This window comes from Litchfieldella xinjiangensis (assembly GCF_000759345.1).
Lineage (GTDB): Bacteria > Pseudomonadota > Gammaproteobacteria > Pseudomonadales > Halomonadaceae > Litchfieldella_A > Litchfieldella_A xinjiangensis.
The window spans coordinates 836,796-862,548 of sequence record NZ_JPZL01000002.1 but is presented as its reverse complement, the minus strand read 5'-3'; the positions used below and the strand labels follow the sequence as shown (position 1 = coordinate 862,548).

Below are 25,753 nucleotides of genomic sequence, written 5' to 3'. Positions count from 1 at the left end.
TCTTCGTTGGTGTTGTCTTTATTGCGGGTATTACCCTTCCTTGGATTGATTAACCCCAGTGCATCAGAACCAGCATCCACACGATGGACAGGCCCAGGGCAAACCAAATGCTGATCGGCAGGAAGCCGACGACGATCAGATGGATATACGCGGCCGACAGCAGGCCGATGAAGAGCCGGTCGCCGCGCGTCGTGGCAATGGGCAGGAAGCCATTGCGCTCTACGGTGGGCGAAACGATCTCCCAGGCCGTCATGCCGGCGAGCATCGCAGCGATGGTAGAAAAGAACACCGCCGTGGGTACGGTCCAGACCATCCAGGACATGGCTTAGCCTCCGATCAGGTACGGCCCAGGGCGAAGCCCTTGGCGATATGGTTGCGTACGAAGTAGACCACCACGATGCCGGGCAGGATGGTCAACACTCCGGCAGCGGCCAACGTCCCCCAATCGATGCCGGAGGCTGTCGAAGTCCGGGTCATTATCGAGGCGATAGGCTGCGCATTGGTGGACGTCAGCGTACGGGCCAAGAGAAGTTCGACCCACGAGAACATGAACAGGAAGAACAGCGTGACACCAATGCCCGAGCGGATCATGGGCAGGAATATCTTGACGAAGAATTTCGGGAAGCTATAGCCATCGATATAGGCCATTTCGTCGACTTCCTTGGGCACACTGCTCATGAACCCTTCGAGGATCCATACCGCCAACGGAATGTTGAATAGGCAATGCGCCAGCGCGACGGCCACATGCGTATCGAACAGGCCCACCGTGTAGTAGAGCTGAAAATAGGGCAGCAGAAAGACCGCGGGTGGCGCCATCAGGTTGGTCAGCAACCAGAAGAACAGATGCTTGTCGCCGATGAATTGGAAACGGCTGAAGGCATACGCTGCAGGCAGCGCTACCACGATACTGATGGCCATGTTCATCAGCACGTAGGTCATGGAATTCACGTATCCCATGTACCAGGTCGAATCGGTGAAGATTTTCGTGTAATGCTCCAGCGTGAAATCCTGGGGCCAGAGCGTCAGCCCTCCCAGAATCTCGGTATTCGACTGGAACGACATATTGAGCAGCCAGTAAATGGGCAGCAGGACGAAGACGATATAGGCGGTCATCAGCCCGCGGCGGCGCCACGTGATCGAGGCAGCGCGTGCCTTGCGACGGCGACGATAGTCCTGAACGGCTACGCGCTGACGAACGGCTTGCGGGGTGGTCGGCAGTGAATCGCTCATCTCAACGCTCCCCCTGGGTAGTAGGGTCTTTCTGCCTGTGCATGATGGCGGTGTAGAACACCCAGCTGACCAGCAGGATGATCAGGAAGTAGATCAGCGAGAATGCCGCCGACGGACCCAGGTCCTGCTGTCCGATCGCCATGGTGGTCAGCGACTGGCTGAGGAAAGTAGTCGAACTGCCCGGCCCCCCGCCGGTGAGTACGAACGGCTCGGCGTAGATCATGAAGGAGTGCATGAAGCGCAGCAGGATGCCGATGACCAGCACATTGGTGAGCTTCGGCAACTGGATGAAACGAAATACCGCCCACTTCGAGGCTCGGTCGATACGTGCCGCCTGGTAATACGCCTCGGGTATGGCACGCAACCCGCTATAACAGAGCAAGGCAATCAGCGGCGTCCAATGCCATACGTCCATGAGGACGATGGTGGCCCAGGCATCGGCAGGACTCCGGGTAATGTTGTAGCCGTACCCCAACTCCCGCAGCCCCCACCCCATCAGGCCGATATCGCCGCGGGTGAATATCTGCCAGATGCTGCCCACCACGTTCCAGGGAATCAGCAACGGAAGGGTCACCAGAATCAACACCGCCGAGGCCTGCCAACCCTGTTTGGGCATGATCAGGGCAATACCGATCCCCAGCGGTACCTCGATGGCGAGTATCGTTAGGGAAAAAGCAAACTGGCGAAGCAACGCTGCCTGAAGTGCAGGATCGTTGAGCATCACCTGGAACCATTCGGTTCCGGTAAAGAACCGGGTATAGGGATCGAATACATCCTGCACGGAGTAGTTGACCACCGTCATCAGCGGAATGATCGCCGAGAAGGCCACCAATAGCAGCATCGGCAGGATCAACCACCAGGCATGGTTGTTTCTGACTTTGTTCATTGGCCTAGCTCCACACGGTATTCGTCGACATAAAGCCCCACGCGTTCGGGCACGAAACGCACATGGCACCGGGGCCCCTCGACGTGTTGGCCCTCCTCTACGCGCACTTTCAGCGGCGTCTGGCCCAGATGACACGAAACGATCGAGTACGTGCCCAGGTCCTGAACGCGATTCACCTCGACCTCGAGCGTCTCGGCCCCCGGCTCGTGCATGACATCGATGAATTCGGGACGGATGCCGAGCTTGATATTGTTCGATCCGCTCCTCGCCGCGGCGGAGACGAGCCCCTCGTCCAGCGGGATCCGAGTGTCCCCGCTATAGAGATCCCTGCCCCGGACGGTGACCTCGAGGAAGTTCATCCCGGGGCTGCCGATGAAGTAACCCACGAAGGTATGGGCCGGGACCTCGAAGAGCTCGCGCGGGGTCCCGAACTGCACCACCTGCCCCTCGTACATCACGGCGATCTTGTCGGCGAAGGTCGAGGCTTCGAGCTGGTCGTGGGTGACGTACACCATGGTGATGCCGAAGCGCTGGTGGATTTCCTTCAGTTTGCGGCGCAGCTTCCACTTGAGCTGTGGATCGATAACGGTCAGGGGCTCGTCGAACAGAATGGCCGACACGTCGTCACGTACCAGGCCGCGCCCCATGGATACCTTCTGCTTCTCATCGGCGGTCAGGTTCTTGGCTTTTTGCTTGAGGAGTGCCCCGAGCTCGAGCACATCGGCCACCTCGGTGACCCGCTCCCTGACTCGCTGTTCCGGCGTATTGACGTTGCGTAACGGGAAGGCAAGGTTGTCATACACCGTCATGGTGTCGTAAATCACCGGGAACTGGAAAACCTGAGCGATGTTGCGCGCTTCGGGCGGCAAGGCATTGACGACCTGACCATCGAAAAGCACCTCTCCCTCGGACGGTTCCAGCAAGCCGGAGATGATATTGAGTAACGTCGATTTTCCGCACCCGGAGGGCCCCAACAGAGCGTAAGCGCCTCCCTGATGCCAGACATGGGTCATCTCGCGTATGGCATAGTCCTGAGGGGATTGCGGCTTGGCGACGTAGGTGTGCGCCAGCGACTTCAAGGTGATTTCGGCCATGTCACGCTCCTTCGAGATGCGGGGGGATGTGCACGACCGCCCCTTCCCGGTCGAAGGCATACATCTTGTGCGGCGGGAGATAAACGGTGATTTCCTGATCGACGGCGAACTCATGGACCCCGGCCAGGTGCACCACGAGATCAAAAAGGTCGTTGTGCACATGCAAAAACGTTTCCGAGCCGCTGATTTCGGCCAGATCGACACTGACCGGCAGCCCCAGGTCGTCAGGACTTTGCGGACCCAGGGTAATGTGCGAGGCACGTACCCCGAACTGGTACTGGCCGGGCGCCAGCCGTTTCAGGTCATCGGTCAGGGAGAAATGAACCCGGCGATCGAAGGTGACTTCCGACCCCGAGACCATGCCAGGCAAGACATTGATGGGCGGTTCGGAAAACATCTCGGCACTGAGAATGTTCTGGGGCCGATGGTAGACGTCTTCGGTGCGGCCGTACTGCAGCAACTTTCCTTCGTGGAGTAAGGCGGTATGGCCACCCAGCGCCAACGCCTCATTCGGCTCGGTCGTGGCATAAACGGCAATGGCCTTGCGCGTCTTGAACAATTCACGCAGCTCCTCCCGGAACTCCTCGCGCAGCTTGTAATCAAGGTTCACCAAGGGCTCATCGAACAGGATTACCTCGGCATCCTTGACCAGCGCTCGCCCCATCGCAGTTCGCTGCTGCTGCCCTCCCGAGAGCTCCTGGGGATAGCGCTCGAGCAACGCCTCCATATGCAGCATTTCGGCCGTCTCGCGCACCCGGCGATCGATTTCACGGGCCTCGACACCAGCCAACCTGAGCGGTGAGGCGATATTCTCGTAAACGGTCAAACTGGGGTAATTGATAAACTGCTGGTAGACCATCGACACGTTGCGCTTGCGCACAGGCACCCCGGTCACGTCATGGCCATTCATCAGGATACGTCCATGCGTCGGCCGTTCGAGGCCTGCCATCAACCGCATCAAGGTGGTCTTCCCGGCCAGGGTGCGCCCCAGCAGAACATTGAACGACCCCGGAGCCAGTTCAAGGCTGACGTTGTCGATATGCGTGGCGCCGTTAACCACGTGATCGATTTTTTCGAGAATCAGAGACATGCTTGGCTCGTTGTTATCGTCTTGTAGAGAAAGAGGGGCTCAGCCTCTCGACACGCTGGCAACCGAACGTTTCAAGGACATTAAAGCCAAGGGCCTGAAAGCAAGGCACTTGTAAGCAAAAGCAGATTCAACGGACTGGAGCAGGCAGTGAAGCGACAAGACATAGGTGCCATTGAGCAGTGTCCTTTCTTATCATTGTGATAGCCCACGCTAAGCGGGTGTGCGATGCCCGCGCAGCAATGTTCGATTTTTAAAAAAACGAACATTAAATGTTCGGTTTCGATGATCAGGCTAGCTTACCTACCTCTCCCCTTCAATGGCTTTCAAGCCGTTGAAGGCTAGACAATGGTCTAACCGGCGCAAACAATAACTCGATAATAAATGCAGCTTTGTGACGAGAAATACAACTCGCCACACCCGAGGGGAATATACTCGCCTCAGCAAGACGAGCCGAAACGTCGCGCTTTCGTGTAGAAAAAATCTAGTTCGATTCCGAAAATAAACAAGACTTCAAAGATTATCAGCCCCCGGATCGGCTTTCGGGCCACCTAGAGGTGACGTGCCCTGAGGCAGGCGGGCCATACGCCCTTGATAGACCAGGCGGGAGGCAGTATCGAGCTTCTGTCCTACCGATTCGGCCCCTTGCGATAGCTCGGCATGGTAGCGGTCCCAGTCCTCCCAGTCGTGAGGTGTACCGCTTCTGGGTCGTTTTTGACCCGACTGACGAGCCCGGGACCAGGCCAGCTCTTCCAGCGTATTGGGATGCGACTCGTCGCGGTCATCGGCCAATCCTTTCTTGGCGAGATACTCTCTTGCATCCATGGTCGAATCCTCCAGGGGGGTGGTACGCTCGATGCGAGCGTCAATCAGGGCTAACGGCGAGAGCCCGCGTGCAAATTCCTTATCAGTGCTATCTATACAATAGTTCTTGCGGTCCTCAGCGACCCGAAAATCCCCCTCGTCGGACTCGACTATCCTGAACGGGAGAAACGCGTTGGCCCTTGGCCAACAAGCGTGCCTGAAGAGGAGACATCCATGGCCAACACGGCGCCCACCATCGTCCGCGACATCATGTCCCGGGATTGCTTTCGGGTCAGCGGCAGCATGCCGATTACTACGCTAGTGAAGGGACTTGCCTTGCATCGGCTTCCCGGTGCACCGGTGGTCGATGACAACGATCGATTGATCGGCTTCATCTCGGAGCAGGATGTGCTCGGCAAGTTGCTGGAAAGCGCCTACCTGAATGACGAGCCGCCTCAGGTTCGCGACCTGATGCGCGAAGAAGCCCTGTGTGTGACGGCCAGCAAGGGCATCACTGACCTCGCCCAGGAGATGCACGGGGCACGCCCCAAGGTGTTTCCTGTGGTCGAACAAGGCAAGCTCATCGGTATCGTCACCCGTCATGACGTGCTTACCGCCCTGTTGCGCATGCGTAATGGCCGCTGATGCCTCGCCTGACAGCATGGCAAAGAAAAGCCGCCATATGCATGCATATGGCGGCCAAGAGATCGAAACTGCGAGCATAAACACAATTGGAAGAGCGACTGCTATCACCTTGAAATTGCGCTTATGTCTCTATGACCATGGATTCGGCAAAAGTTTCATGCCAGCGCAAGATTTTCTCTTCTTTTCCTGGCCAGGCAGCGCCCAGCCTTGGCGTGCAAGCGAGATAACAACGACTTAAGTCCCATGGAACGCGAAAAACGTGAGACAGCTTGATCCGGATAAGGCCTTGAGTTTACTATCGAAACGCGTCGCGGGTGTAGCTCAATGGTAGAGCAGAAGCTTCCCAAGCTTAAGACGAGGGTTCGATTCCCTTCACCCGCTCCATTCCTGCGACCCGCGTCTGGGTTCCGCACCCTCGCCACGGACTCCTGGTCATGGCAACCTATCTACTGGTCTTCGCGGTCTGCCTACTCGTCATCGGCAGTACCTTGGGCGTCCTTCTACTGTCGAGAACCCCACGCTACCGCACTGAGCCACACGACCTGCTAGCCCTGTTCGATCGCGCCCTGAACGATCAGATCGGCGATACCGAATGGCAGACCATCGTCGGCTATCCCATACGGCACGACGCCTATCTCGAAAGCGTGAGACGCCGTGCACAGCGCCTGATGGAGGATCATGGCCGCCCCTGGAGGGCATCACGTGGCGGCTCACTGCTATCGCCTGAAGGCAAGAAGGAACTATCCGCACTACGCGATCATCTGGCGGCTCACACTGCACTGCGTGAGCGACGCCACGATTCGCGTTGACGCATTTCAGTGGACGAAGCGGGTATACTGAGATCGGCTCTCATCGCCGGCTCGCTCGAGGTGACACATGTCCAGCGCCATTCGCTTGATTCCGCTCGACAATATGACCAAGCACCACGATCACGATTTCCACCAAATCGTGATCGGGCTGAGTGGTCATGCCGAGCTCGAGATCGAAGGGCTGGGCGGGCGAATCGCCCCGCTTTCGGGCTGTATCGTGCCGGCCAACCATGTGCACTACTATGAGGGCATCGGAGAAAATCGCCAGCTGATCCTGGACCTGCCCGGTGACGGACCCTGCCTGACAGGGGCTAACCATGAGCTTGCCCGCCTCTTCGACGCACCCCGCTTCTTCGAACTCGACGCTCCCCTGCGATCGTACCTCGACTTTCTTACCCAGGAACTTGGCCAGGGCGGACAATATGAAAGGCAGGGCGACCTGCTGGCGGCCACTTTTCTCAGCTGTCTTTATGCCCGTCTGCACCCCGACCTGGCGACACGCGGTCCGCGTCGGTTGAACCTCCAGACCCTCGATCGCTACATACAGCGCAACCTAGCCGAACGTATCACCGTCAAGCATCTGGCCGAGCAGGCATGCCTGAGTGAAGCACACTTCAGTGAGCGCTTCCGGCAACAGACCGGGCTCTCGCCCTATCAATATCTGTTGCGGCAACGTCTCGGTGCCGTTCGCCATCTTCTCACTTCAACGCGACTACCATTATCCGAGATCGCTGCGCATACCGGCTTTGCCAATCAGAGCGCCCTGTCCCACGCATTCCGCCGAACCTACGGTCACCCGCCGAGCCTATTGCGACGCGCCGACGCTCCCTCGTTGCTCGCTCTTGGCCGGTAGCCCGCAGCGCTAACCCCAACGGCACGTCTCGTCATCCTGGACTAGGGTGACAAGATGGTTCTTTGTGAAAATCCGCGTTTTTGACAACTCCTGCCGAGGATTCGGCAAGACGGCGTCTACACCCCGCTCTACATTCATCTCATTATCACGGGGACCGACCTGGCCAAGTGCGGGTTTCGTTCACCCATCGCTATAGGTAGTCACATGCTCAACGCCAACAACATGCTGGATAGTGCTACGTGGAACCAGGACCTGGCGACGCTGTTCGCCCGGGTCAGTGACCACTATATCGTCGACGAAAACGCCTATGTGGCGGAGCAGGTCAAATTCCTGGCCAACGACGAGGAAGACTTCAAGCGCATCGCCGAAAAGACCGCTGAGCTGGTGCGCGAAGTCCGTCAGATGGATACGGCCGTGGACAGCATCGACGAACTGCTGCAGCAATACAGTCTGGATACGCACGAAGGGCTGATGCTGATGTGCCTGGCAGAAGCCATGCTGCGTATTCCCGACAAGGCTACTGCCGATGCCCTGATCGAGGACAAGCTGGGCCCCGCCGACTGGAAATCCTATGTCGGCCAGAGCGAGTCGTGGTTCGTCAACGCCTCGACCTGGGGCCTGTTGATGACTGGCCGCGTCACCACCATGGATCATCCCCGCGACGGCAAGCCGGCCAATTTCATCAATCGCCTCGTCAACCGCATGGGCGAACCCGTCATCCGCCGCGCCATGGTCGAGGCCATGAAGATCATGGGTAAGCAGTTCGTGCTGGGGCGCGATATCGACGAGGCGCTGAAGCGCTCCAAGCCGCTTTTCGACAAGGGCTATACTTATTCCTACGACATGCTGGGCGAAGCCGCCCGCACGCGGGAGGACGCGGAGCGCTACTTCAACGACTATGCACGCGCCATCGAGCAGGTCGGCAAGACCAGCAAGACATTGGCCGACAAGACCCCTGCCCCCTCGATCTCGATCAAACTCTCGGCGCTGCATCCGCGTTATGAGTTCGGCCGTCGCGAGCAGGTCCTCGAGGAGTTGGTCGCCAGTGTGAAGCGCCTTGCGACCCTGGCGCGTGAGTATAGCGTCGCCATGACCATCGACGCCGAGGAGGTCGATCGACTGGAACTGTCACTGGAGGTTTTCCGCGCCGTATTCGAAAGCGACGTATGTAGCGGCTGGGGGCATTTTGGCCTGGTAGTTCAGGCCTATTCCAAGCGCGCCCTGCCCGTGCTCCAGTACCTTAACCGCCTTGCCGACGAACAGGGTGACGAGATCCCCATCCGCCTGGTCAAGGGCGCCTACTGGGATAGTGAAGTCAAGGAATCGCAGCAGTTGGGCGTGGACGGCTACCCTGTCTACACGCGCAAGGCCAATACCGATGTCGCCTACCTGGTCTGTGCCAGTTTCCTGCTGTCGGAAAACACCCGGGGCAAGATCTTCCCCCAGTTCGCCACGCACAACGCCCATACCATCAGTGCCATTCTGGAACAGGCCAATGAGGTCTCTCGTCCCTTCGAGTTCCAGCGTCTGCATGGGATGGGCGAAGCGTTGTATGACGCCGCGCTAAAGCGCGCACCCAAGGGCACCTACTGTCGTATCTATGCCCCCGTGGGGGCGCATAAGGACCTATTGCCCTACCTGGTGCGCCGGCTACTCGAAAATGGCGCCAACTCCTCCTTCGTGCACCAGTTGGTCGATCCCCGCGTCCCCGTTGAGTCGCTTTGCGTGCACCCGGTCGAGACGCTCAAGCAGTACCCTTCCTACGCCAACCCCCGTATTCCGCTTCCCCGGGATCTCTATGGGCAGAATCGCAAGAATTCTCAGGGCGTTAACTTGAATATACGTAGCCAGTACCAGCCGCTCGTGGACGAGATGGGCTCCTTCATGGACAAGGAGCATCATGTCAAGCCACTGCTGGCGTTCTCGGTGGATGACGACGCTGACAACACCCATGACGTGCTGTGTCCCTTCGACCGCCGCGTGCGTGTCGGCTCGGTGCAGTGGACCTCGAGCGAGCAGACACGCCGCGCCATCGATGCCGCCTGGCAGGCGTTTCCGAGCTGGGACGCGACGCCGGTCGCCGAACGCGCCGCGATCCTGCGCCGCCTGGCGGACTTGATGGAGCACAACATGGCGGAGCTGATGACGCTCTGCTCGCGCGAAGGCGGGAAGCTGCTGACCGATGGTGTCGATGAAATCCGCGAAGCGGTCGACTTCTGTCGTTACTACGCCATGCGCGCCGAGGATCTGTTCAACCCGACCCCGCTGCCCGGCCCGACCGGAGAATCGAACGAACTGCTGCTTACCGGCAAGGGCGTGTTCGCAGCCATCAGCCCGTGGAACTTCCCGGTCGCCATTTTCTGCGGACAGATCATGGCCGCGGTCGTGTCCGGTAATACCGTACTGGCCAAGCCCGCCGAGCAGACCTCTTTGATCGCTCACCGCGTGATCGAATTGCTTCACGAAGCGGGCATGCCGCGCGACGTGGTCCAGCTGCTGCCGGGCGATGGCCCCACAGTGGGCAGCGTGCTGACCTCCGACCCGCGCATCACCGGGGTCGCCTTCACGGGTGGAACCGATACGGCCCAGATCATCAATCGCGCGCTTGCGGCTCGCGAGGGGGCGGCGCTGCCCACGCTGATTGCCGAGACGGGCGGCATGAACGCCATGATCGTCGATTCGACGGCGCTTCCCGAGCAGGTCGTGGCCGACGTTGTGCAGTCCGCGTTCCAGAGCGCCGGCCAGCGCTGCTCTGCACTGCGAGTACTGTATCTTCAGGAAGACGTGGCCGACCGTGTCATCGAGATTCTCAAGGGCGCCATGGCCGAGCTGCACGTCGGCGATCCGCGCGATCTGGGCACCGATGTCGGCCCGGTCATCGATGAAGACGCACGTGAGGGCCTTGTCGGACATATCGAAGCGTTGAAAGCCGAAGGGCGTCTGATCGCCGAGACGCGCCTGAACCCCGCCCATACGGCAGACGGCACCTTCGTGCCGCCGACGGCCTTCGAGATCGACGGTATCGATGCCCTGGAGCGCGAGCAGTTCGGCCCCGTGCTGCATATCGTGCGCTACAAGGCCTCCGAAATCGATGCGGTGATCCAGTCGATCAATGACCGGCGCTACGGCTTGACCTTTGGCGTCCATAGCAGAAACGAATCCTTTGCGGAAGCCATTGCTCAGAAAATTCGGGTTGGTAATGTGTATGTAAACCGCAATATCATCGGCGCCGTGGTTGGCGTTCAGCCTTTCGGTGGGCAAGGCCTGTCGGGCACGGGCCCCAAGGCAGGTGGCCCGAACTACCTGCTTCGCTTCGCCACCGAAAAGACGGTCACCATCAATACCGCCGCCTTGGGCGGCAACGCGTCGCTGCTGGCGCTCGGCGATACCTGAGCAAGCGCCGCAGCCCGTCGTCATCCTGCCGGGTTCGATGACGACGGGGGCGCCCGAAACCTCCTTGGCCGGTGGCCAGGGAGGTTTCGCGCCTGATAAACAACAAACTTACCCTTACGTGGGACAGATCTTATGGTCCAAAACAACCTCCTCATCGGCTTGACGTTCGCCGTCTACCTCATAGTAATGCTCGGCATCGGTATCATTGCCTACAAGCGCACTACCAACCTCTCCGATTACATTCTTGGCGGGCGCTCGCTCGGCCCATGGACATCGGCGATCTCCGCCGGTGCCTCCGATATGTCGGGCTGGCTACTGCTGGGTCTGCCGGGCGCCGCCTATGTCAGCGGCATTTCTGCCAGTTGGATCGCCGTCGGCCTGTTGATCGGTACCTGGCTCAACTGGCTGATCGTCGCCCGCCGGCTTCGCATCTATAGCTTCCAGGCCAGCGATTCGCTGACACTGCCCGAGTTCTTTGCCAACCGCTTCCGCGACAGGACTCACCTGCTACGGATCATTTCGGCCATTTTCATTCTGGTCTTCTTCCTGTTCTATACCAGTTCCGGGCTGGTGGCAGGTGGCCGTCTTTTCGAGACGGTCTTCGGTCTCGACTACCGCATTGCGGTCACCGTGGGGACCCTGACCATTATCGTCTATACGTTTATCGGCGGGTTCCTGGCGGTCTCCTGGACCGACTTGATCCAGGGCCTGATGATGGCCGCCGCCCTGGCTATCGTCCCGATCATCGCGTTCATGGACCTTGGCGGTGCCAGTGGCGCAGGTGCAGCCCTGGCCGCCGAAAGCGAGTACATGCTGTCCTGGTTCCGTGACGCCTCAACCGGCGATGCCCTGACGGCCGTAGGAATCATCAGCTCCCTGGCCTGGGGTCTGGGTTACTTCGGTCAGCCGCATATCCTGGCGCGTTTCGCCGGTATCCGTAGCGAGAACGATATCCCGGCTGCACGTCGCATCGCCGTCATCTGGTCGGGGCTGACCTTGTTCTGTGCGGTGGCCGTAGGCCTGCTGGGCGTTGGCTTCGTTTCTCGTGAGCTGGGTGATGGCGAGACGGTGTTCATGGTCATGGTCAACCTGATCTTCCATCCGGTCATCGCGGGCATCCTGTTGGCTGCCATCCTGGCAGCGATCATGTCGACAGCCGACTCGCAGTTGCTGGTCTCCTCGTCAGCGCTGACGGATGACTTCTACAAGGCGTTGCTACGCAAGGAAGCATCACAGAGTGAGTTGGTCTGGGTGGGTCGCTTTGCCGTGGTGGCTATCGCCGTGATTGCCTACCTCCTCGCCCTGAATCCGGACACAACGGTACTCGACCTGGTCTCCTACGCCTGGGCAGGTTTCGGAGCCGCGTTCGGCCCCGCGCTGATCATGTCGCTTTTCTGGCGCCGCATGAATCAGTGGGGTGCCCTGGCCGGTATCGTCGTCGGCGGTGTCACCGTCGTCGTATGGGCGGAGATTTCCGGTGGCCTGTTCGATCTCTACGAAATCGTTCCGGGCGTGATATTCGCTTATATCGCCATCGTCGTTGCCAGCCTGGCTACAGGCGAGCCGAGCGATGAGATCACCGCCGAGTTCGATGCCCTCAAGCGTTGATTCGCAAAGCGTGCAAACCACGGGGTCGCCATAGGCGGCCCCGTTTTTTATGCCCCGTGGAAAAGGACCAGCGCACGCCAGACGAGGACCAGCGCGAAGCTTACAAGCAACCCCCAACTGAGCGGTTCCGAGACGAGCCATCGCAGCCAGCTTGCGCGGGGTTCGAGCCCCATGCCTTGGGTGAAACCGGCCCCCAGCGCCCATACCCCCAAGAGAATCAACGGGAAGCGCATCGGCATCGAAAGCTGGGTGAGCAGATCAGGCCACCATAACAACCCTACGGCCATCGTCGCAGAGAGCACCATCGCCAGCATGGGCGACCAAGGCAAGCGATACAGAAGACGTGTCACCACAGGATTTCCTTATACGATGGCTTCAGTTCCTCAAGCGTAGCCAGACTGTCCCCGCCACGCCCAGCCTTGATTTAGACAAAGGCTATACATCTCAAACCCCAACGGCATTAGACTTGAGTCGCACCTTATAAAGAAGAATCGCGCTGCACTGCGCTTACTATATCCTCAGCATTCATTACATTTCGTAACGAGACTAAGGAAACACTGTTTCCTATAATGATGTTGTCCAATTAATTGGCGCGCCGGATTTACCGGCCTCAAGGAGGAACCAATGAGCAAGACTAAGTGGGTATCAGCTGCAGTCATCGTGGGAACCAGTCTTGTCGCCAGCCAGGCGGCCATGGCCTACGGTGCCGGTGACTTCTTCGCCCGGGGCGGCTTCGCCCAATCCAATCCTGAGGGCGACAATGGTCGCGCCGGTGGCGAGCAAATCGATGTCAGCGACGAGAACGGCTTCACCTTCGGTGTAGGCTATCTGGTCCACGACAAGATCGGCGTGGAGCTCAACAGCTCCGAGAAGATCGGCCACAATCTAGCCATGGGCAGCGACAGCTTCGGCTTCGATCGTCAGCCGGTCAACCTGATGGTCAACTACTATCCCCTCGGTGGGCTCAACTCTAAAGTGCAGCCCTATGTAGGTGCCGGCCTGAACTACACGCGCTTTTCAGGCGAACCGAGTGGTGTCGACCTACAGAAGTCCTACGGTGCTGCCGGGCAAGTCGGCATTGACTTGGCCATCACCAAGAACGTATCTCTCAATGGCTTCGCCAACTACGCCGATGTCGATTCGGACATCCGCGAAAGTGGCAGCACGATCGGCCGTGCCGACGTCGATCCGGTGACTGTTGGCGGTGGCGTCACGCTGCACTTCTGATCCACTCGCCGTTAGCTACGGAGAAAGATAACGCCGGGCCATTGCCCGGCGTTTTTCGTGTGACACCTCGATCTGTCTTGCGCTGGGTCAATAAGCGCCCCCGACAAGACCATTAGACTCCTCGTAGTTTCGACGCACGCTCAGCGTGTCCTCTCACAAGGAGTCGCCCTATGAAGAAGTCTTCCTTTTCCGCCCTGCTGGTCGCTGGGGTCATTGCCGGCGGTCTAGTCACCGTGAATCAGGCCTTCGCCTATGGCGCTGGCGATATCTATACCCGCGTAGGTATCGCCAAGGTTGCGCCGAAGGATAGCAACGGCTCCCTGGCTGACGGCACTATCGATGTCGATGTGAAGAATGAGCTCGGGCTGGCATTTACCCTGGGCTATCGTTTCCATGACAAGCTGGGCGTCGAACTGCTCGCCGCCCTGCCCTTCGAGCACGAGATAGACCTAGATGCAGCCGGCACAGACATCAATGCTTCCACCAAGCACCTGCCGCCGACGCTGACCCTGCAATATTATCCCCTGGGCGGCACCGATGCGCGCGTACAGCCCTACCTCGGGGCCGGTATCAACTACACGCGTTTCTCGGATGAAGAGATCGGGATTGACGGAGCTGAGCTGGAGCTCGACAGTTCCTGGGGAGCCGCCGGCCTAATCGGTGTGGATCTGCTGATCAATGACAACTGGGCACTCAATGCCGCGGCCTGGTATCTGGATATCGACACCGACGCCAGCCTCGGTGGTAACGATCTGGGCACTGTGAACATCGATCCGATCGTGGTCATGGGTGGTATCAGCTATCGCTTCTAGACGACACCCCGATCCGCGGGTCCCCGATAATCGCTGAAATGTCGCCCGCCTCCCGGCGGGCGACGTCGTTGTGCGGGGGCTAGCGGGGGGAGTGGCGTGACAGGCCAAGCATCGTCAAAAGGGTGTCCTCCAAACCCTCCACAGCGTCAACCGCTGCCAAGCGCGTGTAGTACTCATCGGAGAGGAACGCCTTGCCGGCCAGAAGATGCTCCAGGTATTCGCGGGCCGGCCTGAGTGCCGCCCGGGTCTGACCGGGGTGCGCAATATAGACCCAGGCCTCGATGACGCCCCGTTCGGTAAGAATGGGGTGCTGCTGGCGAAAATAGTGGTGAGGAACCCCCTCGAAGGGATCCATGAGCTGGATTTGATCGGGAGATTCAAGCTCGTAGAGCGCCCCTTCGACGTGAATGCCCGATCTTGCTGCGACATTGGCATGAGCAATGCCCGGTACGCTTGAGGCCTTGTCGAAACGCAATTCGTGGTTATCGAGCCGCCCTGCCAGGACAGCCCGTGTGGCACCGATTCGGGCTGCGACCCGCGCCGGGTTCATGTTGCTGCCATAGGCAAAATAATACGCCATGCAGGGAACTACTCGTTTTCGGTAATGACACGATCGACTTCCTCGATCGCCTTGACGAGGAGCAGGCGCTCGCTCGGACGCGCATCGGACTGCTTGAGGTACATGTCCGCAGCGGGCGCGACGTCACAGCTTGTGGGTAGCGGACCACGTGCCTCGACCAGGGCATCGAGACGAGCGATGAATACGAACCGCAGCCACTGCGGCAATGCCATGGTATCCACACAAAAGGGTTGCTGGCTGTCAAAGGCCTCGGCTGAAGGCTGGGACATTTGCCAGAGATTGGAGGCCTTCATGGTGGCCTCGAGGCGGCGAAGAGCCTCGTCGAGTTCCTGGTGTACGCTCATGGGGTCTCCTTTATCGAATCCTGGCCATTATCCGGCTCTCCTCGCGAATGGCTACCCTCGGGCCCCAGGCTGGCTGCCTGATTGGCGAGAACCTTGCGAAGGAAGTCACGCGTTCGTTCGTCACGCGGTTGGGTGAAAAGCCGCGAAGGCACATCCTGCTCGACGATACGCCCGCCATCCATGAAGATCACACGATCGGCAACATCGCGCGCGAAGCCCATTTCATGCGTGACCACCAGCATGGTCTGACGCTCTCGCGCCAACTGTTTCATCAGGCCGAGCACTTCCTCGACCCACTCGGGATCGAGGGACGAGGTGGGTTCATCGAACAGGATCACGTCGGCCTGAGCGGCCATGGCGCGCCCGATACCAATGCGTTGTTGCTGCCCACCCGAGAGGGAAGCCGGATAGGCGTTGGCCTTTTCAGCCAGGCCGATCCGCTCGAGAATCTCGTGGGCGCGGGAATGCGCCTTGGCACGCGGCCAGCGATTGACGACGATCAAACCTTCGGCAATGTTCTCCAGAGCCGTCTTGTTGGCGAACAAGGCATAATTCTGGAATACGAATGCGGTGCGGCGCCGGAGTGCGAGAATTTCGGCCTTGCGTGCGCGCGTCACGTCGAGATCCAGATCCCCAATTCGCAAGCGACCGGCATCGGGGCGCTCGAGAAAATTCATGCAGCGCAGAAGCGTCGACTTGCCGGTTCCCGATGGACCGATGACGACGATGATCTCGCCCTCCTGAATTTCCAGATCGATGCCGTCGAGCACCGTGGTATCGCCAAACCGCTTGATCAATCCTTCAAGCTCGATCATCTCCGGTAGGCCTCCCCGAGCCGTGATTCGAGTCGTCGCTGAGCCCATGCCAGCAGCTCGACAATCCCCCAGTAAAGAATGGCCACTGTGATGAACGCTTCAAAATAAAGGAAGCTGCCTGCCGCTTCCTTCTGCGTGGCGCCCATCAGCTCGGTGACGCCCAGGGTAAAGGCCAGCGACGTCGCCTTGATCATATCGATGAAGTAATTCATCAACGTTGGCACGGCGATACGAGTGGCCTGAGGCAGCACGATACGGCGCATCAGCTGAGCATTGGTCATGCCGATCGAGAGCGCAGCCTCTGTCTGACTGCGGTCGACCCCGACGATGGCCGCCCGTATGGATTCGGCCATGTAGGCCGAGAAGTGCAGGGTCAGCCCCATGATCGTTGCCGTGACGCCATTGATCTGGGTGAGAAAGGCCAGTAGCTGGGGCAACCCGTAATAGAACAGGAATAGCTGGACCAACAGCGGTGTTCCCCGGAAGAACGAGATGAACAGCAGGGTCAGGGCATTGAGGCCAGGCAGCTTGAGCACACGGATGACCGCCAGCAGACAGGCCAGTACCAGGGCAAGCACCATACCGGCCCCGGCCATTTCCAGTGTCAACGGCAGGTATCTGAGCAGGATCGGGAACAGCTCGAGCATATACCCGAAATCTAGCTCTCGCATGGGGATCTCCTGCCTTAGGGACGCGTGATATCGGTGCCGAACCAGCGCTCGGAAATACTCGTCAGGGTGCCGTCTTCACGCAGCGTTTCCAGGGCATTGTCGACACGATCACGCAGTTCCCGGCCTTCCTCGGTATCACGGAACGGCAGCGCATTGCGAATCTCGGAGAACGGTTGGCCCGCGAGGGCAAGCGGCAACGGCGTCTCCTGGATCACCTGGCTGGCACTGACACGATCCATCACGAAGGCGTCCACCCGGCCCAGGGCCGTGTCCTGCTCGATATTGCTCTCGTAGGTCCGGATATCGATTTCGTCGGCGTAGGGAAGCTCACGTAACAGCTGCTCGTAATTGGAGCCCAGGTTGACGGCCACCGACTTGCCTCGCAGATCCTCGACCCCCTCGATCGATTCATTGCCCTGCCTGACCACCACCTGAGCCCCGTCATAAACGTAGGGCTCGGTGAAGGCATATTGTTGCTGACGCGCTTCGGTGATGGTGATCTGGTTGGCAATGGTATCGATGCGGCCGGACCCCAACATACCGAACAGGCCGGAGAAATTGGCGGTTACGAATGTCACTTCGATATCCAGAGTCTTGCCAACGGCCTCCATCACATCCACTTCGAAGCCCTGCAACTCGTCCTGTTTGACGAAAGTGAAGGGGAAGTATCCTCCCGACATGCCGACCCTCAAGGGGGTTTCTTGTGCCTGGGCTGTCCCCAGTCCTGCCAGGGCCAGGGCAAGCGCAATGGTACGTAGCATAGTGATCTCCTGAGTCATCTGTCGCTGCGATCAAAAAGATCGCATAGTAGGCTATTGATTAATCGGGTGAAAGCCGCAGAGAGAACGACGAAGCCCCGCTGCTATCCACGGATTCACAGAAACCCTGAGCGAGGCTGTGGATAACCCGTGGAAAACACACGCACCGCGTGACGGGACGTCAGCTTCAGAGAATCGATCAAAAACTGACCAGTTCGATCAGGCGGCCTTGCCCGCTACTGACAAGGTAGCCGGCCCCGCGGTACAGTGCGCGGTTCAACGCCGGAATGACGATATGCAGCCGATCCACACCGTTCACGATTTTTTCCTGCGCAGTGGCGCGCAGCTTCGCCTGTTCCATATGGGGCGCCGAGTCACGCCCTTCGGGCTGGATACATTGGCGGCCTTCGAGAACGGTACGCTGCCTTGGCCGCAACCCTGGCGGTCGCAGGCCCGCATGGCATGCGTTTTCACGCTGGGGGACAGTCCGGAACCGATCATCTGGTTCCTGGCCATGCCGCTAGACGAACAAGGCCATCTGATGCCTGCGCCTCGCGATGCGTTCGTACAGCGACTGCTCGAAACCTTGGGCCGCATAGTCGAACGTCAGAACCAAGCCGAGGACGGCGCAGCGGAAAACCTGATGGAAGGGAATCCACTCAGCTTTGAGCCCAGCCTGCCCTTTCGCGCGATGCTGCACGCCAGGGCAACGCGTGCCTTTGATCGCCCCGCAAGCCAGCATCTCGAACTGGTGGAAGCTTACCTTCAGGGACAGCAGGATGAAGCCCATTGGCAAGCGCTGGGGCTACAAGGCATGGCCGATTACGTCATTCGTCAGGACACCGAACAGTCCCGTCAGCTTGCCGATCGCCTGGACGCGCTGCCGTCGGATGTGGTGCGTACACTATGCTACTGTCTTGAACATGAGCCTCTCGACGAGTCGCTGGTCATCGCCTTACGTGCCCGCGGCGAGGCGGCAGCGCAACATGGCGATGTCGAGACCCTTTGCGCCTGCGTCCGTGCTGTAGGGACCAGCGTCAGCGACACGACGCTGAAGTGGTACGATGCGCTGCTCGCGGACACCCATGCCAGCGGGCCGGATCTGCTGGCGGCGATGGCGGCACGCGGCTGGGAGCATCTGGAAGATGCCGAGCGCCTGCCCCGCTTTCTCCAGCGCCTCGCCGAGCATCCCGGAGCAGATTTCCTGGCCCTCGTGCGCGATCTCGCCTTGATTCCGCGTCTGCGCCTCCCCGTGCTCATGAGCTTGCGCGAGGCACCGGCGGATTCGGCCATCGGTCAACGTCTGGCAGCCCTGCATCAGGCTTGATGCATCCTGTACCGTGAATCACCAGAAGGGCAACGCATGAAAGCACTTCCCTATCAGGCCAAAGCCATCGTCGGACGCCGGGAAATGGTTACGCTACCCGAGTTGCACCTGTCGCTGTGCTGCAAGATCGATACCGGCGCCAGGACCTCCGCCCTGCATGCCGAGGAGATCGAGTCCTTCGAGGAGGATGGCCACATGTGGGTCAGCTTCCTGACGCGCAGTGGCGGCCCGCACAGCCCGGGTCATCCCATGAAATTGCACTTACATGACCGTCGCCGGGTGACGAGCTCCAACGGGCACAGCGAGTGGCGCTATGTCATACGCACCCCGATGCAGCTCGGCGAACTGGAATTCCCGGTAGAACTCACCTTGACTGATCGACGGGACATGCGGCATCCGATGCTGCTCGGCCGACGTGCCATGCGCCGCCTGCTGGTGGCACCCGGCACCGCTTTCCTGCACGGCGAGCCCTGAGCTGAACCGCCTGACATCTTCTAGCCGCTTTCGCTTCGAAACGGAGAATCACATGCATATCGCCCTGCTTTCGCGTAACCGCAACCTGTACTCTACCCGGCGCCTGATCGAAGCTGCGGAAGCCCGTGGGCATACCATTCGTGTCGTGGATACGCTGCGCTGTTATATGAACATTGCCTCGCACCGGCCCTCGATCCACTACAAAGGCGCTGAGCTGGAGCCGTTCGATGCGGTCATACCGCGGATCGGTTCGTCTGTGACGTTCTATGGCTGTGCCGTGTTGCGTCAGTTTGAAATGATGCGCACCTACGTCCTCAACGACTCGGTAGCGATCACCCGCTCGCGGGACAAGCTGCGTTCGCTTCAGCTACTTTCGCGTAAGGGCTTGGGGCTGCCCATTACCGGCTTTGCCCACTCGCCGGACGATATTCCCGATCTGATCACCATGGTCAAGGGCGCGCCACTGGTCATCAAGCTGCTCGAGGGTACGCAAGGCATCGGCGTGGTGCTGGCGGAAACCAACCAGGCCGCCGAGAGTGTGATCCAGGCTTTCATGGGCATGAAAGCCAACATCATGGTTCAGGAATACATCAAGGAGGCCAAGGGCGCCGATATCCGCTGCTTCGTGATCGGTGACAAGGTGGTCGCCTCCATGAAGCGCCAGGCCGCCGAGGGGGAGTTTCGCTCCAATCTCCACCGTGGGGGAAGCGCCAGCGTCATTCGCATCACGCCGGAGGAGCGCTCTACGGCAATCAGAGCGGCCAAGGCCATGGGGTTGCGTGTGGCGGGTGTCGACCTGCTGCGCTCCAACCACGGCCCGGTGATCATGGAGGTCAATTCCTCGCCGGGGCTACAAGGCATCGAGACCTCCACCGGCAAGGACATCGCGGGATTGATCATCGACCACATCGAGAAAAATGCCGTGACTCCACGCAAGGCGCCGCCCAAACCCAACGGTTAATTCGTCGAAAAGCGGCCGAAACCGGAGAATCTATAAATTAATTGCTTGCGGGGGTAGCAAAACAGTGTTCTCCCCCGCACAATCAGCGTCACCGGAGGAGGTGACCGCTCATGTTTCTTGATAATCGCCAGGTGGCGATGGACAGCGTCCTGGAAGCGCTGGCCGACAGTCTCGATTATTTTCAGGACAATCTCGAACGCCTGCGCCCTTCTCTGCGTGAAGCCTTGAAGCCGCACTATGAAGCGCGCAGCGAATCCATGCATGAGTTGCAGGAGCTGGCCAAGAAGCACCTCCACCTGCTCCCCCGCGATGCCGATGTCGAACGCGACGACTACCTGTGGTTGTGGAGCCGCCTCAAGAGCTTCGTCGGCAACGATAGCCAAGTACTGATCAACGAATTGCTCGAACAGGAGCGCGTATTGATGCAGGCTTTGGCCACGCTATATACCCATCCCCTGCCTGACCCGATCGAGCCCGCGGTTGAACGCTGCTGGAAAGGCTGCAGATCGTTGATACGTGAGCTTTATAAGCTGCAGAAGCGACGCCGCTGACCCCGTTTTTATTATGGCCGAGCTAGTCGATGCCTTCGGGTGTCTCGTAGCGCGGTGGCTTTCGCTCGGGAGCGATCAATAGCGGCTCTTCGGGTCCAAGGAAGTAGGGCTGACGCTCCCATAGGTACAGGTCCCCCAGTGTCGCCACGCGAGCAATCCACTCCCGCACTTGAAGACGCCAGACCCCCGAGACATGGCGGGAAGGCACTGCGCATCCTTCAGCGTCCAGTCCCAGCGCATCGGCAATAATCAGTGCACGGGGAAGATGCCAAGCCTGAGTGATCAGGAGTACATTCGATACGCGGAAGATCTCACGGGAACGCACTAGAGTGTCGAACGTGCTGAAACCGGCATAGTCGAGCGTCATGTCATCGTCGCGCACCTGACGCCCTCGCAGGTCCCGCCACATGGTGATCGGCTCATTATAGTACCGGGTGCGGTTATCACCGGATAAGAGCAAGTGCGCGACCTGGCGTGATGCAATGAGTTCGGCCGCCGCGCTCATGCGTGCCTCGAAATGCGGATTGCGTACCCCACCACGACTCCAATGGGATGTGCCGAAGACGATCCCGACAGGAGCGCTGGTGCATTGCTCGATATCGTGCTCGATACGTGAGTACGTCCGCGAGATGATCCATAAATTGGCGGCAATAAATAGCAATGTCGCCAAGAGCACAACGACTCCCAGCGACATCACGAACGCCTTGACCCATGTCAGCAGCCTTAGCCGCATCCGCAATCCTCGTCTCGACCGGCTAGAACATGCCCAGTTCCAGCTTGGCCTCTTCGGACATCATCTCACGACTCCACGGAGGATCGAACACGGTTTCCACATGGACTCGAGAGATCTGCGGAGCGCCCAGAATCTTGTTACGAGCATCGGCGGCAATCACTTCGCCCATGCCGCAACCCGGCGCCGTGAGGGTCATGCGTACCGTGACGATACGCTCGCCCGTCAACAGGCGCTCGATGCGACATCCATACACCAGCCCCAGATCGACGATATTTACCGGAATCTCGGGGTCGAAACAGGTACGCAGCTGGTCCCAGACGAACTGCTCCAGTTCCTCATCACTGGCGTCTTCATGCAGCGTGGGGCGGGGCACCGACTCCAGGCCCAGGGCATCGAGATTAGCCCCTTCGATCAGAAACAAGCGACCCTCGTAGGCGACACTTACCGAGCTTCCCTTGGCCTGCATGATCGATACCACGCTGTCCTCGGTCAGGGTCACGGTCTTGCCGAACGGGATGGAGATGGCCTCCACGTCCCGTTGCAGGGGCATCTCCTGCCCCTTGTAAAGGCTTTTCATCTGCTCCAGTGCAGCCATCGGCTCTTTCCCCCAACGCGATTCAATGAACCCGTGTCACCGCACCATACCTATGACTCGCTCGAGGGCATCCGCGAAGATATCGATCTCTTCGGGCGTGTTATAGGCCCCAAACGACGCTCGGCAGGTGGCATCGACACCAAAATGCTTCAAGAGCGGCTGCGCGCAGTGGTGTCCGGTGCGGATCGCCACCCCTAGCTGATCGATCAACAGGCCGATATCCTGAGAATGAGCGCCATCGACAACAAAGGAAATGACGCCGGCTTTTTTCGGTGCCGTACCCAGGATACGCAGGCCGTCGATGGTGCGCAGACGGTCATTGGCATGTGCCAGCAAGCGCTGCTCCCAACTGCCGATGAGTCCGATGCCGATATTGGAGACCCAATCCAGCGCCTTGCCCATGGCGATCACTTCGGCAATAGCAGGTGTGCCAGCCTCGAAACGGTGAGGTATGTCGGCGAAGGAGGTGCCGCCATCGAAGCCAACGGTCTTGATCATCTCACCGCCACCCTGCCAGGGAGGCATCGCCTCGAGCAGCTCAGCGCGGCCATACAGCGCCCCGGCCCCCGTGGGCCCGTAGACCTTGTGTCCTGAAAAGGCGTAGAAGTCCACGCCCAACGCCTGAACGTCTATCGGCTCGTGCGGCGCCGCCTGGGCGCCATCGACTAAGATAAGCGCTCCATGATCATGCGCAATCGCCGCCATGTCGCGGATCGGATTGATCGTGCCGAAGGCGTTCGAAACATGGTTGACCGCTACCAGACGTGTCCGCTCACTGATGAGTTCACGGTACGCGGCCATGTCGAGCGCACCATGTTCATCGACAGGGATAACCTTGATGATCAAGCCCAACTGCTGGGCCAGAAGCTGCCACGGCACGATATTCGAGTGGTGCTCGAGCATCGATAAAATGATCTCATCCCCGGCCTTCAGGTTGGCACGTCCCCAGGTGTTGGCCACCAGGTTGATGGCCTCGGTCGTACCCCGGGTGAAGATGATCTCGTGGCGCTTGTTGGCGTTCAGGAAGCGAGCCACCGTTTCGCGTACGGCTTCGTAAGCCGCCGTCGCCTCATCCGAGAGCGTATGCAGCCCCCGGTGGATGTTGGCGTTGTAGCGCTCATAATAATCCGCAAAGACGTCGATGACCTGACGCGGGGTCTGGCTGGTTGCAGCATTGTCCAGGTAGATCAGCGGCTTACCATGCACCTTGCGCTCAAGGATCGGAAAATCCGCACGCACCTTGACCACATCGAGCGTCAGGTCGCTGAATGCACTCATCTAGCCCTCCTCGCCAAGCGCGACGGCCGCTTCCACCAATCCGGCCAGGTTGAATCGCTCAGGAAGTTTACCAGCCACGGCAAGCTCGACGCGCTGGGCAATGGCGTCATGCTTGACCTGCTCCATGACTTCACCGGCAAAGGCCAATGTCAGCAGCCCGCGTGCCGTCTGCTCGTCGATGCCGCGCGTGCGCAATGCGTAGATCGCTTCTTCATCCAGCTGGCCGGTGGTCGCGCCATGTGAACATTTCACGTCGTCGGCATAGATCTCGAGTTCCGGCTTGGTATCGATCTCGGCACGATCGGATAGCAGCAGGTTGGCATTGTTCTGATACGCCTCGATCTGCTGACTGTCGCGCTTGACGATGACCTTGCCGTTGAACACCCCCCGGGCCCGATCGTCGAGGATGCCCTTGTAGCTTTCCTGCGAGTAGGTCCGCGGCGCGTTGTGGTTGACCAGCGTATGGTTGTCAACGTGCTGACGCCCCTGAGCAAAAAACAGCCCGAAATACTGGGTCTCGGCACCTTCGGCATTGAGGTCCGCGACGATATCGTTGCGGACCAGCGCGCCACCAAGATTGAGGTTGAACGAGGTAAACCGGCTGTCGCGCCCCTGATCAACATGCACGCTGGCAATGTGCATGTCGCCGACGGGGGCCTCCTGAAGCTTGTAGTGCTGCACGATGGCGCCGCGATCGAGCAACACTTCGGTAATTACGTTGGTGAAGTTCTTGGCATCAGTTTCACCCACGTAATGCTCGATGACAGTCGCCTCACTGCGCGCTCCCGCCTCGATCAGCACCCGCGGATGGCACATGGTCGGCTGATCACCTTCCCGAGACAGGAACTGAAGCAGGATCGGGGTCTCGACTACCGTCCCCGGGGCCAGGCGAATGATAGCGCCCTCCTCGGCAAAGGCGGTATTGAGGGCGGCAAACGGAGAAAAGTCGACGCCTGCCAAGCGGCCGAGTACGGCACCGACAGCCTCATGATTGCTCTCGAGTGCCTGTGACAATGTCTCCACCGTGGCGCCCGCGGGCAAGGCGTCGAGGTCAGAAAGCGCCGCGGAAAAGACCCCGTCGACGAATGTCAGGCGAATCGCGTCGAGTGGCAGCGTCAGTGCGGCGGCCGCGGCCGGTGAGAACTCGGCGTTATCTGCCTGTACGAAGGTGCCACGGGCGATGGACCGGGTGTCGGTATATTTCCATGCTTCGTCACGTCGGGTAGGAAAGCCCACGGCCTCGAAGCGAGCACTGGCCGCCTGGCGGCGAGCTGCCACCCAAGTCGGCTCTGCCGCATCGCGTGCTGCCATGCGACGATTCAAGGCGTCGATAAAGGTTTGCTCTTCGCTCATGCAGCGGACCCCTCCACCAGCCAGTCGTATCCCCGCGACTCGAGTTCAAGTGCCAGATTCTTGTCACCGCTCTTGACGATACGGCCGTCAACCAGCACATGGACCACGTCCGGTTCGATATGATCGAGAAGTCGCTGGTAGTGGGTTACCAGCAAAATCGCCCGCTCCTCGCTGCGCAGGGAGTTGATCCCCTTGGCGACGACTTTCATGGCGTCGATATCCAGCCCTGAATCGATCTCATCGAGCATCGCGAGTTTCGGCTGGAGTACCAGCATCTGCAGGATTTCGTTGCGCTTTTTCTCCCCGCCCGAGAAACCTTCGTTAACGGCCCGCTGTAGAAAGCTCGGATCCATTTGCATGAAGTTGAGCTTTTCGCGCACCAGCTTCATGAATTCCGGCGCCGGTATTTCTTCTTCACCGCGGGCCGTACGCTGCGCATTCAGCGCAGCCTTGAGCAAGTAGATGTTCTTGACCCCAGGGATCTCGACCGGATACTGGAAACCCAGCAACAAACCGGCCTGAGCGCGCTCTTCGATCTCCATCTCCAGCACGTCCTTGCCTTCGAAGGTGATCGAACCGCCTGTCACTTCGTAACCGTCCTTACCGGCGATGACTGCCGACAGGGTCGATTTACCGGCCCCGTTAGGGCCCATGATGGCGTGCACTTCCCCGGGATTGACAGTCAATGTAAGGCCCTTGAGGATTTCACTACCTTCCACCGTGACGTGCAGATCCTTGACTTCGAGCATCATCGAGTACCTTTTTCGATTCTGGCGAGCCGCCGCAGCGACTCCTGAAATTGAACCCTACCAAGGGCGAGAAACGAGCGAGCGGCACCTGAACAAGGCAGAAGCTGGAGAGAGAA

28 protein-coding genes and 1 tRNA gene are annotated in these 25,753 nt (G+C 59.5%); 12 read left to right on the top strand and 17 right to left on the bottom strand.

Features of this window, described 5'->3' with window-relative positions:
- Positions 1–49: 49 nt before the first annotated feature.
- The 6 genes from JH15_RS11310 to JH15_RS11285 form a co-directional block, all read right to left on the bottom strand.
- Positions 50–322 (bottom strand): DUF2160 domain-containing protein, encoded by a 273-nt coding sequence (locus tag JH15_RS11310; protein ID WP_043530255.1) that lies wholly within the window; start codon positions 320–322, stop codon positions 50–52.
- Positions 323–336: 14 nt separating this feature from the next.
- On the bottom strand, positions 337–1,230 hold the full coding sequence (locus tag JH15_RS11305) for a carbohydrate ABC transporter permease (RefSeq protein ID WP_081948994.1): 894 nt from the start codon (positions 1,228–1,230) through the stop codon (positions 337–339).
- A 1-nt stretch (position 1,231) separates the two neighbouring features.
- Entirely contained in the window at positions 1,232–2,116 is an 885-nt protein-coding gene (locus JH15_RS11300; RefSeq protein ID WP_043530253.1) for a carbohydrate ABC transporter permease, read from the bottom strand.
- Positions 2,113–3,210, bottom strand: a complete 1,098-nt coding sequence (locus JH15_RS11295) for an ABC transporter ATP-binding protein (protein WP_043530252.1) — start codon at positions 3,208–3,210, stop codon at positions 2,113–2,115. Before JH15_RS11295 ends, JH15_RS11300 begins: the two co-directional genes overlap by 4 nt.
- Before the next feature lies 1 nt (position 3,211).
- Positions 3,212–4,300, bottom strand: a complete 1,089-nt coding sequence (locus tag JH15_RS11290) for an ABC transporter ATP-binding protein (RefSeq protein WP_043530250.1) — start codon at positions 4,298–4,300, stop codon at positions 3,212–3,214.
- Between the two features lie 510 nt (positions 4,301–4,810).
- Positions 4,811–5,122, bottom strand: coding sequence for a hypothetical protein (locus JH15_RS11285; RefSeq protein ID WP_197053306.1), 312 nt, complete (start codon positions 5,120–5,122; stop codon positions 4,811–4,813).
- A 213-nt stretch (positions 5,123–5,335) separates the two neighbouring features.
- On the opposite strand from JH15_RS11285, the gene JH15_RS11280 reads away from it, so the two are divergent.
- The 6 genes from JH15_RS11280 (at position 5,336) to putP (ending at position 12,409) form a co-directional block, all read left to right on the top strand.
- Positions 5,336–5,746 (top strand): CBS domain-containing protein, encoded by a 411-nt coding sequence (locus tag JH15_RS11280; RefSeq protein ID WP_043530248.1) that lies wholly within the window; start codon positions 5,336–5,338, stop codon positions 5,744–5,746.
- 310 nt (positions 5,747–6,056) lie between these two features.
- Positions 6,057–6,130 (top strand) — tRNA-Gly (locus JH15_RS11275).
- Positions 6,131–6,180: 50 nt separating this feature from the next.
- The gene (locus JH15_RS11270; RefSeq protein WP_043530246.1) at positions 6,181–6,555 is read left to right on the top strand and encodes a hypothetical protein; all 375 of its coding nucleotides are present in this window, start codon (positions 6,181–6,183) and stop codon (positions 6,553–6,555) included.
- Between the two features lie 67 nt (positions 6,556–6,622).
- Positions 6,623–7,408 carry an AraC family transcriptional regulator gene (locus JH15_RS11265; RefSeq protein WP_043530244.1) on the top strand — a complete coding sequence of 262 codons (786 nt, stop codon included), beginning with the start codon at positions 6,623–6,625 and terminating at the stop codon, positions 7,406–7,408.
- Between the two features lie 204 nt (positions 7,409–7,612).
- Entirely contained in the window at positions 7,613–10,801 is a 3,189-nt protein-coding gene (putA, locus tag JH15_RS11260; protein WP_043530243.1) for a bifunctional proline dehydrogenase/L-glutamate gamma-semialdehyde dehydrogenase PutA, read from the top strand.
- 132 nt (positions 10,802–10,933) lie between these two features.
- The gene (putP, locus tag JH15_RS11255) at positions 10,934–12,409 is read left to right on the top strand and encodes a sodium/proline symporter PutP (RefSeq protein ID WP_043530241.1); all 1,476 of its coding nucleotides are present in this window, start codon (positions 10,934–10,936) and stop codon (positions 12,407–12,409) included.
- A gap of 47 nt (positions 12,410–12,456) precedes the next feature.
- On the opposite strand, the gene JH15_RS11250 is transcribed toward putP, so the two are convergent.
- Entirely contained in the window at positions 12,457–12,759 is a 303-nt protein-coding gene (locus JH15_RS11250; protein WP_156105293.1) for a cyd operon YbgE family protein, read from the bottom strand.
- 274 nt (positions 12,760–13,033) lie between these two features.
- Between JH15_RS11250 and JH15_RS11245 the strand changes: the two genes are divergently transcribed.
- Complete coding sequence (locus JH15_RS11245) at positions 13,034–13,636, top strand: OmpW/AlkL family protein (protein WP_043530237.1); 603 nt, start codon at positions 13,034–13,036, stop codon at positions 13,634–13,636.
- A gap of 170 nt (positions 13,637–13,806) precedes the next feature.
- Positions 13,807–14,448 carry an OmpW/AlkL family protein gene (locus tag JH15_RS11240; RefSeq protein WP_043530236.1) on the top strand — a complete coding sequence of 214 codons (642 nt, stop codon included), beginning with the start codon at positions 13,807–13,809 and terminating at the stop codon, positions 14,446–14,448.
- A 79-nt stretch (positions 14,449–14,527) separates the two neighbouring features.
- Here JH15_RS11240 and JH15_RS11235 read toward each other — a convergent pair whose 3' ends face one another.
- Genes JH15_RS11235 through JH15_RS11215 form a run of 5 tightly spaced genes read right to left on the bottom strand, consistent with a single transcriptional unit; the run spans position 14,528 to position 17,619 of the window.
- Positions 14,528–15,028: a gamma-glutamylcyclotransferase family protein gene (locus JH15_RS11235; protein ID WP_043530234.1), complete on the bottom strand. Its 501-nt coding sequence runs from the start codon at positions 15,026–15,028 to the stop codon at positions 14,528–14,530.
- 8 nt (positions 15,029–15,036) lie between these two features.
- Positions 15,037–15,372, bottom strand: a complete 336-nt coding sequence (locus tag JH15_RS11230; protein WP_043530231.1) for a YqcC family protein — start codon at positions 15,370–15,372, stop codon at positions 15,037–15,039.
- Complete coding sequence (locus JH15_RS11225; protein ID WP_081948993.1) at positions 15,369–16,187, bottom strand: amino acid ABC transporter ATP-binding protein; 819 nt, start codon at positions 16,185–16,187, stop codon at positions 15,369–15,371. The genes JH15_RS11230 and JH15_RS11225 overlap by 4 nt, the downstream gene beginning before the upstream one ends.
- On the bottom strand, positions 16,184–16,858 hold the full coding sequence (locus JH15_RS11220) for an amino acid ABC transporter permease (protein ID WP_043530229.1): 675 nt from the start codon (positions 16,856–16,858) through the stop codon (positions 16,184–16,186). The genes JH15_RS11225 and JH15_RS11220 overlap by 4 nt, the downstream gene beginning before the upstream one ends.
- A gap of 14 nt (positions 16,859–16,872) precedes the next feature.
- Entirely contained in the window at positions 16,873–17,619 is a 747-nt protein-coding gene (locus JH15_RS11215) for an amino acid ABC transporter substrate-binding protein (protein ID WP_043530226.1), read from the bottom strand.
- A gap of 292 nt (positions 17,620–17,911) precedes the next feature.
- On the opposite strand from JH15_RS11215, the gene JH15_RS11210 reads away from it, so the two are divergent.
- The 4 genes from JH15_RS11210 (at position 17,912) to JH15_RS11195 (ending at position 20,929) form a co-directional block, all read left to right on the top strand.
- Positions 17,912–18,943, top strand: a complete 1,032-nt coding sequence (locus tag JH15_RS11210) for a DUF3549 family protein (RefSeq protein WP_043530224.1) — start codon at positions 17,912–17,914, stop codon at positions 18,941–18,943.
- A gap of 36 nt (positions 18,944–18,979) precedes the next feature.
- On the top strand, positions 18,980–19,417 hold the full coding sequence (locus JH15_RS11205; protein ID WP_043530222.1) for an ATP-dependent zinc protease family protein: 438 nt from the start codon (positions 18,980–18,982) through the stop codon (positions 19,415–19,417).
- 52 nt (positions 19,418–19,469) lie between these two features.
- Positions 19,470–20,378 carry a 30S ribosomal protein S6--L-glutamate ligase gene (gene rimK, locus JH15_RS11200; protein WP_043530220.1) on the top strand — a complete coding sequence of 303 codons (909 nt, stop codon included), beginning with the start codon at positions 19,470–19,472 and terminating at the stop codon, positions 20,376–20,378.
- 110 nt (positions 20,379–20,488) lie between these two features.
- Positions 20,489–20,929, top strand: coding sequence for a hypothetical protein (locus tag JH15_RS11195; RefSeq protein WP_043530218.1), 441 nt, complete (start codon positions 20,489–20,491; stop codon positions 20,927–20,929).
- Positions 20,930–20,951: 22 nt separating this feature from the next.
- On the opposite strand, the gene JH15_RS11190 is transcribed toward JH15_RS11195, so the two are convergent.
- The 5 genes from JH15_RS11190 to sufC are packed head-to-tail and all read right to left on the bottom strand — an operon-like array spanning position 20,952 to position 25,637.
- Complete coding sequence (locus tag JH15_RS11190) at positions 20,952–21,662, bottom strand: SanA/YdcF family protein (protein WP_043530217.1); 711 nt, start codon at positions 21,660–21,662, stop codon at positions 20,952–20,954.
- 22 nt (positions 21,663–21,684) lie between these two features.
- On the bottom strand, positions 21,685–22,257 hold the full coding sequence (sufT, locus tag JH15_RS11185) for a putative Fe-S cluster assembly protein SufT (protein ID WP_043530215.1): 573 nt from the start codon (positions 22,255–22,257) through the stop codon (positions 21,685–21,687).
- A gap of 36 nt (positions 22,258–22,293) precedes the next feature.
- A complete protein-coding gene (locus tag JH15_RS11180) occupies positions 22,294–23,535 on the bottom strand; it encodes an aminotransferase class V-fold PLP-dependent enzyme (protein ID WP_043530213.1) in 1,242 nt (413 codons plus the stop codon).
- Entirely contained in the window at positions 23,536–24,888 is a 1,353-nt protein-coding gene (gene sufD / locus JH15_RS11175; protein ID WP_043530211.1) for a Fe-S cluster assembly protein SufD, read from the bottom strand.
- Entirely contained in the window at positions 24,885–25,637 is a 753-nt protein-coding gene (sufC, locus tag JH15_RS11170) for a Fe-S cluster assembly ATPase SufC (protein WP_043530209.1), read from the bottom strand. The genes sufD and sufC overlap by 4 nt, the downstream gene beginning before the upstream one ends.
- Between the last annotated feature and the right edge of the window lie 116 nt (positions 25,638–25,753).

Coding starts and splice junctions, on each gene's coding strand:
- JH15_RS11310 (WP_043530255.1), bottom strand. CDS start 322: ATGTCCTGGATGGTCTGGACCGTACCCACGGCGGTGTTCTTTTCTACC.
- JH15_RS11305 (WP_081948994.1), bottom strand. CDS start 1,230: ATGAGCGATTCACTGCCGACCACCCCGCAAGCCGTTCGTCAGCGCGTA.
- JH15_RS11300 (WP_043530253.1), bottom strand. CDS start 2,116: ATGAACAAAGTCAGAAACAACCATGCCTGGTGGTTGATCCTGCCGATG.
- JH15_RS11295 (WP_043530252.1), bottom strand. CDS start 3,210: ATGGCCGAAATCACCTTGAAGTCGCTGGCGCACACCTACGTCGCCAAG.
- JH15_RS11290 (WP_043530250.1), bottom strand. CDS start 4,300: ATGTCTCTGATTCTCGAAAAAATCGATCACGTGGTTAACGGCGCCACG.
- JH15_RS11285 (WP_197053306.1), bottom strand. CDS start 5,122: ATGGATGCAAGAGAGTATCTCGCCAAGAAAGGATTGGCCGATGACCGC.
- JH15_RS11280 (WP_043530248.1), top strand. CDS start 5,336: ATGGCCAACACGGCGCCCACCATCGTCCGCGACATCATGTCCCGGGAT.
- JH15_RS11270 (WP_043530246.1), top strand. CDS start 6,181: ATGGCAACCTATCTACTGGTCTTCGCGGTCTGCCTACTCGTCATCGGC.
- JH15_RS11265 (WP_043530244.1), top strand. CDS start 6,623: ATGTCCAGCGCCATTCGCTTGATTCCGCTCGACAATATGACCAAGCAC.
- putA (WP_043530243.1), top strand. CDS start 7,613: ATGCTCAACGCCAACAACATGCTGGATAGTGCTACGTGGAACCAGGAC.
- putP (WP_043530241.1), top strand. CDS start 10,934: ATGGTCCAAAACAACCTCCTCATCGGCTTGACGTTCGCCGTCTACCTC.
- JH15_RS11245 (WP_043530237.1), top strand. CDS start 13,034: ATGAGCAAGACTAAGTGGGTATCAGCTGCAGTCATCGTGGGAACCAGT.
- JH15_RS11240 (WP_043530236.1), top strand. CDS start 13,807: ATGAAGAAGTCTTCCTTTTCCGCCCTGCTGGTCGCTGGGGTCATTGCC.
- JH15_RS11235 (WP_043530234.1), bottom strand. CDS start 15,028: ATGGCGTATTATTTTGCCTATGGCAGCAACATGAACCCGGCGCGGGTC.
- JH15_RS11230 (WP_043530231.1), bottom strand. CDS start 15,372: ATGAGCGTACACCAGGAACTCGACGAGGCTCTTCGCCGCCTCGAGGCC.
- JH15_RS11225 (WP_081948993.1), bottom strand. CDS start 16,187: ATGATCGAGCTTGAAGGATTGATCAAGCGGTTTGGCGATACCACGGTG.
- JH15_RS11220 (WP_043530229.1), bottom strand. CDS start 16,858: ATGCGAGAGCTAGATTTCGGGTATATGCTCGAGCTGTTCCCGATCCTG.
- JH15_RS11215 (WP_043530226.1), bottom strand. CDS start 17,619: ATGCTACGTACCATTGCGCTTGCCCTGGCCCTGGCAGGACTGGGGACA.
- JH15_RS11210 (WP_043530224.1), top strand. CDS start 17,912: ATGCAGCCGATCCACACCGTTCACGATTTTTTCCTGCGCAGTGGCGCG.
- JH15_RS11205 (WP_043530222.1), top strand. CDS start 18,980: ATGAAAGCACTTCCCTATCAGGCCAAAGCCATCGTCGGACGCCGGGAA.
- rimK (WP_043530220.1), top strand. CDS start 19,470: ATGCATATCGCCCTGCTTTCGCGTAACCGCAACCTGTACTCTACCCGG.
- JH15_RS11195 (WP_043530218.1), top strand. CDS start 20,489: ATGTTTCTTGATAATCGCCAGGTGGCGATGGACAGCGTCCTGGAAGCG.
- JH15_RS11190 (WP_043530217.1), bottom strand. CDS start 21,662: ATGCGGCTAAGGCTGCTGACATGGGTCAAGGCGTTCGTGATGTCGCTG.
- sufT (WP_043530215.1), bottom strand. CDS start 22,257: ATGGCTGCACTGGAGCAGATGAAAAGCCTTTACAAGGGGCAGGAGATG.
- JH15_RS11180 (WP_043530213.1), bottom strand. CDS start 23,535: ATGAGTGCATTCAGCGACCTGACGCTCGATGTGGTCAAGGTGCGTGCG.
- sufD (WP_043530211.1), bottom strand. CDS start 24,888: ATGAGCGAAGAGCAAACCTTTATCGACGCCTTGAATCGTCGCATGGCA.
- sufC (WP_043530209.1), bottom strand. CDS start 25,637: ATGCTCGAAGTCAAGGATCTGCACGTCACGGTGGAAGGTAGTGAAATC.